Below are 5,810 nucleotides of genomic sequence, written 5' to 3' on the forward strand. Positions count from 1 at the left end.
TGATGTCGGTGTCCTGGGGAATGTGCGGCGGCTGCGCGTGCGCCACACCCGGACTTACAACGGTCAACCACCCGAGGCCGACGACGGCGGCAACCTGTTTAATCCTGGCGGACACGAACATTCCTAATCTTCCATGCCAGCACTGGTGTCTGGACAAGGGCCTTTTGGCCCGGCGTGATCGCCCAACGTCACCCGTGACGCACCGAGGGACCAGTAGATTCGACCACGGCGACCGCTGGTCCGAATGGGCGAAACCGCTCATCGTCCAGTCGAGTTGGGAGCGCCGCGGCGATCCGCCGACGGGTATTCACCGAGGCCGCATAGGCAAAGGCCGCCGTGATCCCCGCACACTATCCCGGTCGGGGCGGTGCGACGATTCGCGCCACCGCGGACCAATTCGAGGTCGATCACTGGTTGGACATCGAGCGACTCTGAGCATCGCCGAGGCGCGGCCAACGGTTACGGTTGGGCATGGCGCGGTACCGAGTAGCCCAGTGGTCAACCGGCAACATCGGCAAGCGAGCGCTCGGCATCCTGCTGGATCGCGATGACTTCGACGTGGTGGGCGTCCATGCATTCGGTTCGGACAAGGTGGGACGTGACGCGGGTGCGCTGGCCGACCGATCCCCGGTCGGTGTTGCCGCAACCGGGGATGCCGACGCATTGATCGAGCTTCGACCGGATTGTGTGAATTACATGCCTCGCGTCATCGACTACGACCTGGTGGCCAGGATGCTGCGCTCCGGCATCAACGTCGTCACCACGGGAGATTTCCTGACCGGCACCCATCACCCGGCCGAACTCCCGGCGCTCGAGGAGGCGGCGCAACGGGGAGGCGCGACCTTCCTGGGAACGGGATTCGAGCCGGGCTTCATCAACGTGGTCGCCGGCTTCCTCACCGGCGCATGCCGACGGGTTCACAGCGTCAAGCTCGTCGAAACGTTGGACTGCGCTAGCTATCCCGTATGGGAAGTATGGAGGGTGCTCGGATTCGGCAAACCACCCCGTCAGCCAGTGACGCAAATCGACCCGGAGACGCAACGATACGGCCTCGGTTACTTCGAGACGCTGGACATGATCGCCGCCATGCTGGGTGTCCAACTCGACTCCAAGGAGGCATTCGTCGAGCCCGCGGTGCTGACCCGGGATCTGAATCTGGGGTGGGTGGACTTCGCCGCCGCCACCGTCGGGGGCCAGCGCCGCACCTATCGCGGCCATCGCGGCGGCCGCCCGGTGGTCGAGCTCGCCATCTGCTGGACCATGAGCAACGACGCGCTCGACCCGCAATGGAGCGACCCCGAGGGTTTCAGCGTGGTGATCGAAGGTGAACCACGCGTCGACGCGACGATCCGGTTCGGCGAACCCGGACAGGACGTGATGACCGTGTTGATGGACAGCACCGCCGTGGCGGCGGTCAACGCCATACCGTTCGTCTGCGACGCGCAACCGGGCGTCATCACGCCGATTGATCTGCCCCTCACCGGATCCCAGGGCGCTTTGGACTAGGTGGCTGACGCGTGGCGGGCAGCCTCTTGAACGAGCTGCAGCGCGAGGTGAGGCCGAGCTTGGTGTAGAAGTGGGTGAGGTGGGTTGCACGGTGCGCGGTGAGACGACGCGCTCGGCGGGCGTGTCGGCACCCTTCCATTGCGCAACCTTAAACTCCGCAACGCGTCGATCCGTCTCCAGGTCGATCGGACAAGCCGGATCGTTTCCGGGGCCTAGCGATGGTCGGTTGATGACGACTTCGCCGGGGCACAGGATGTGCGGCAGGACAAGCGTGATCGTGGACGCGTGGATTACGTCATTGAGACGACCAACCCCGGCACGAACGGCGAGCGCAGCATCAAGCAACTCACGGCTGAATCCGTGTCGCGTGGTTACTTCCTCGAACGTAAAACTGGACGAACCGACTAGTGCCGACTCGCAGCGGCGAGGCGCCCGGTGAGACCCTCGGCGTCAAGAAAGTTCGCGAGCACGACGAACGCCCCGACCAGCATGTCTGAACCCGCTGCGGAGTCTTGTCGCGACGGCCCAGTCACCAGGCGAACCTACATGCACCGCCGCCGATCCGTTGGCCTGGGTCAGGCGAACTGCCGTCGGTGGGGCGCTAGCACACTGATGAAAATCGGCTCAACGGCGCGTGCCGGGCACCTGGCAGCTCCTGGCGGTGGATCGCCACGGCGCGCGGGCGGGATCGGCCGAGGCAGAACTGGCGTCAATGCCGACCCCCGGCCGTCGGACCGCGATGCGCCGCTCCGACCGCGCCGTCGAGGTGATCGCCAGGCGGACACCATGGATCGTGCGCGGGATGGCCCGCCTCGCCCCGGCCAACGCTCGCAGACGAGCAGAGATGCGTTGAGCCGCAACGCGGTTTACGCCTCACCACACGCGAAATAGCGAGCGTTGCAACGTAAAAGCCGGGTGCCAGACACAAGCTACGCGACGGCGGAGAGACGCCATTCGCCGGGAACGCCCTTGAGACTCGAGAGCGCCGCGAAGTTCGAACTCGAGTCCTGACCCGATGACGCTTGAGGTGCAGGTTGAGGAGACGCTTGAAGGTTTTGAGACAACCTTTGCGACAACACGACGTGGGCATTTCGGTGTACCTGTGAACCGCCCCGGTGAGTTCGGAGAACTTCTGATTTGAGCACACAGCCGGCGGCTGGCCTCCGGCGTTGAGCGTAATAGGCGGCCTCCAGCGCGGCCGGTTGGGCGTCAGGCAGTTCGCGCTCGAACTCCGAGTCCAGATCGTCCTTGTCCGAGGTCACCACCAGTTCGTGGCCACCCTCCTCGAAGAACTTCCGTAACCCGAGCGCCCCCAGGGGTTATGAGGCTGCGAGTGCCTCGAGTGCTTTTGCCGAATCACTGCCCGGCTCGGGGTAGTAAATGAATACCTGAGTGTCGGAGTCGGGGACGCTGAGCCTCGTGCGGCGAAGATAGAGATCACCCGCTACGGGATGTCGCATGTGGAGGATGCCGGTGCGGTATCCAACATCAGCGCGCGCCCAGAGTTCGCGGAACCGGTCGCTGGCTGCCGAGAGCTCGTCGATCAAGGCGCGTAAGCGCGGATCGCCCAGATCGCCGGCCGCGGATTCCCGTAGTCCACGTACGGCGACCTCAGTTGCCTCGTCCCAATCGACGAAGAAATCGCGAGCAGCCGGCGCCAACAGGCGCCACCTCAAGAAGTTCTCGCCGGGGGCGAACCCCGGTGACAACGCGCGGGCAATCGCATTGGCGGCCAACACATCCTGGTATCGGTTGGTGATGATCGCCGGAAGCGAGATCTGGTCGATCAGCTGATCCAGACCGTCAGACGCCGTCTCTGCAACAGGTCGAGGGCTATGCGTCGCCCGCAAGCCCGCAAGCCGATGAAGATGTTCTGTGGCTTTGACGTCCAGTCGCAGCGCCCGGGCGAGCGCATCGAGCACCTGTAGGGACGGGTGCTGGTCACGGCCTTGCTCGAGTCGCAGGTAGTAGTCGACGCTAATCCCGGCGAGCATCGCCAATTCCTCGCGGCGCAATCCCGGGACGCGCCTGCGAGGTCCGGAACCCAACCCGACATCTTCGGGGCGGATTTGTTCGCGGCGTGCGCGCAGGAAGTCACCCAGCGCGCTGGCCGTTGGCGACATTGCCCGATCTTAAGGCTGTCCCTCGCAATACCAGGATCAATAGGGCTTGCCCGCCGAGGTCCAAGCAGGAATTCGCATTGGCGGCGATGCGCTTCCCGTGGACGAAGGATCAATTCCATCGAGCAAGGAGGACACGATGTCCACGATTCATTTCCACCGGTCGACAGTGTCTACCCCGCAGCAGTTCATCGCCGGGCTCACTGACTTCGGACCGGGCCGTTCGGAGCTGTTTCCGAATAGCGCGGACGGCGACCTCAGGGTGCACCACAAGGGCGCGCGTGACGCCGATGTCACCGAAGGCTCAGGTGGCATCTGGGAACGCCTGCACTACGACTGGTCCGATCCCAACCACGTCACGCTGACGACCACCGACTCGAACACATGGGGAGGCGCGTCGGGCTATGTCTACACGCTCAGCCTGCGTCCCGACGGCACCACGAATGTGGACGTTGTCATTGTCCGCGAGGGCAAAAATTTCAGGGGGCGCGTCCTGGCGGCCGTACTCGGAACGATCGGCAAGGGCGTGTTAAGGAAGGCGTTCGTTCACAGCGTCAAGGCCATCGAGACGCGCAGCGACGCCGAAATTCGGCGATAACTGCTGTCAAAATTAACCAGCCTAGCGAGAGGAATTGATATGCGCGCCATCCAGATTGAACGGTTCGGCGACCCCGCACAGGTGCTCCGCGTCGTCGACATCGAGGAGCCGCCGCCACCGGGCCCGCACGAGGTGCTGGTGAGCGTCGAGTTCTCGCCGTTGAACAAACACGACCTACTGGTTGTCAGCGGCGTGCTGGCGCGACCACCCCTGCCCCACATACCCGGCGCAGAGGGGGTTGCCCGTGTGCTTGCCACTGGCGCCGAGGTCGATGGACTTCAGGTCGGCGATCTGGTCGTGCTACCCCTGTATGCCGGTGCGTGGCGTGAGCGGCTCGTCGTGCCCGCCGACGGCCTGTTCGCACTCCCCGCCGGCGACATCGAGCAGTACTCGATGCTGGGCAGCAACCCCCCGACAGCAGGGTTGATGCTCAGTGAATACACCTCCCTGCAGCGCGGTGACTGGGTGGTTCAGAACGCTGCGAACTCCGGTGTGGGGCGGTCATTGATCGCGCTAGCCAAACTTCGTGGACTGAAGACGATCAACCTGGCTCGTGACGACGCAACGTTCGCCGAGCTCACAGCAGCCGGGGCCGACGTGGTCCACGCCGATGACCCCGATGCGGTCGACGATGTTCGAGCAGTGATCGGCGACGCGCGAGTGGCGCTGGCAGTGGACTGCGTCGGTGGTCCAATGGTGGCGCGGCTGGTCGAATTGCTGTCCGACGGTGGATCGTTGGTCAGTTATTCCTGGGCCAGTGGCGAACCCATGTGGGTCGACACCCTGGCACTGGTCGGCAAGCACCTCACGGTCCACGGATTCTTTGTCGGCGACTTCGACTACCGCGACAAGGTGGTGCCTGTCATTCATGAGGCGGCGCCGCTAGTAGCCGACGGCGCCCTCCTGGTCCCGGTGGCGGGCGTGTACCCCCTCGAGCATATCCAGGACGCGGTGTCGCATCAGCTCCGTGGCGGCAAGATCCTGCTGAAAGTGGCGGGGCGATGAACGCGCGCACAGCGGGCGGCTGAAGATTCGCCACTTTCGTGAGACAAACGTGAGACAAAGTTGTTCGCCACGAGCTGAGAACTGGCCCGCCACGTGCGAAACCACCGCTTGTATGACGCCATCGATAAGTGGGCCTTATGCGCTCTGTCGGCCAGCCCCGGCGCCCGCACGTTCTATGACCAACGTGAACCGCCCCGGTGAGTTCTGATTTGAGGACTCAGCCGGCGGCTGGCCTCCGGCGTTGAGCGTAATAGGCCGCCTCCCGCGCGGCCGGTGGGATGTCACCGCAGTACTCGTAGAGGCGGCGGTGGTTGAACCAGTGGACCCATTCGGCGGTGGCCAGTTCGACTTCTTCGATGGTGCGCCAGGGCTTGCGGGGTTTGATCAGTTCGGTCTTGTACAGGCCGTTGATCGTCTCGGCCAGAGCGTTGTCGTAGGAGCTACCGACTGCCCCAACCGAGGGTTGGATTCCCGCTTCGGCGAGGCGTTCGGTGAACCGGATCGAGGTGTACTGCGATCCTCTATCTGTATGGTGGACAACATCTTTCAAGTCAAGCACGCCCTCTCGTTGACGAGTCCAG

At 64.1% G+C, this 5,810-nt stretch carries 5 protein-coding genes and 2 pseudogenes; 4 read left to right on the plus strand and 3 right to left on the minus strand.

Annotation, left to right across the window (positions count from 1 at the left end; genetic code table 11):
• Positions 1 to 279: 279 nt before the first annotated feature.
• Positions 280 to 435, plus strand: a pseudogene (locus tag VEI45_RS23185) (MBL fold metallo-hydrolase); the annotation flags it as partial.
• A 36-nt stretch (positions 436 to 471) separates the two neighbouring features.
• Complete coding sequence (locus VEI45_RS23190) at positions 472 to 1,506, plus strand: dihydrodipicolinate reductase (protein ID WP_324856865.1); 1,035 nt, start codon at positions 472 to 474, stop codon at positions 1,504 to 1,506.
• Here the strand turns inward: VEI45_RS23190 and VEI45_RS26535 are convergent.
• A pseudogene (locus VEI45_RS26535) lies at positions 1,503 to 1,614 on the minus strand (LuxR C-terminal-related transcriptional regulator); the annotation flags it as partial. The gene VEI45_RS23190 and the pseudogene VEI45_RS26535 overlap by 4 nt on opposite strands.
• Before the next feature lie 1,211 nt (positions 1,615 to 2,825).
• The gene (locus VEI45_RS23195; protein ID WP_324856866.1) at positions 2,826 to 3,629 is read right to left on the minus strand and encodes a helix-turn-helix transcriptional regulator; all 804 of its coding nucleotides are present in this window, start codon (positions 3,627 to 3,629) and stop codon (positions 2,826 to 2,828) included.
• A 136-nt stretch (positions 3,630 to 3,765) separates the two neighbouring features.
• Here VEI45_RS23195 and VEI45_RS23200 point away from each other — a divergent pair, with 136 nt between their 5' ends.
• Entirely contained in the window at positions 3,766 to 4,224 is a 459-nt protein-coding gene (locus VEI45_RS23200; protein WP_324856869.1) for a hypothetical protein, read from the plus strand.
• A gap of 39 nt (positions 4,225 to 4,263) precedes the next feature.
• Entirely contained in the window at positions 4,264 to 5,229 is a 966-nt protein-coding gene (locus VEI45_RS23205; RefSeq protein WP_324856867.1) for a zinc-dependent alcohol dehydrogenase family protein, read from the plus strand.
• Between the two features lie 217 nt (positions 5,230 to 5,446).
• Here VEI45_RS23205 and VEI45_RS23210 read toward each other — a convergent pair.
• Positions 5,447 to 5,810, minus strand: a 364-nt coding sequence (locus VEI45_RS23210) for an integrase core domain-containing protein (RefSeq protein ID WP_324856868.1), incomplete at its 5' end; no start/stop codon positions are given.

Origin of the sequence: Mycobacterium sp., assembly GCF_035623875.1 — a bacterium.
Taxonomy (GTDB): domain Bacteria; phylum Actinomycetota; class Actinomycetes; order Mycobacteriales; family Mycobacteriaceae; genus Mycobacterium.

What these genes read in the sequence shown, in the direction of transcription:
- VEI45_RS23200 (WP_324856869.1), top strand. Translation starts at nt 3,766, where the DNA reads ATGTCCACGATTCATTTCCACCGGTCGACAGTGTCTACCCCGCAGCAG.
- VEI45_RS23195 (WP_324856866.1), bottom strand. Translation starts at nt 3,629, where the DNA reads ATGTCGCCAACGGCCAGCGCGCTGGGTGACTTCCTGCGCGCACGCCGC.
- VEI45_RS23205 (WP_324856867.1), top strand. Translation starts at nt 4,264, where the DNA reads ATGCGCGCCATCCAGATTGAACGGTTCGGCGACCCCGCACAGGTGCTC.
- VEI45_RS23190 (WP_324856865.1), top strand. Translation starts at nt 472, where the DNA reads ATGGCGCGGTACCGAGTAGCCCAGTGGTCAACCGGCAACATCGGCAAG.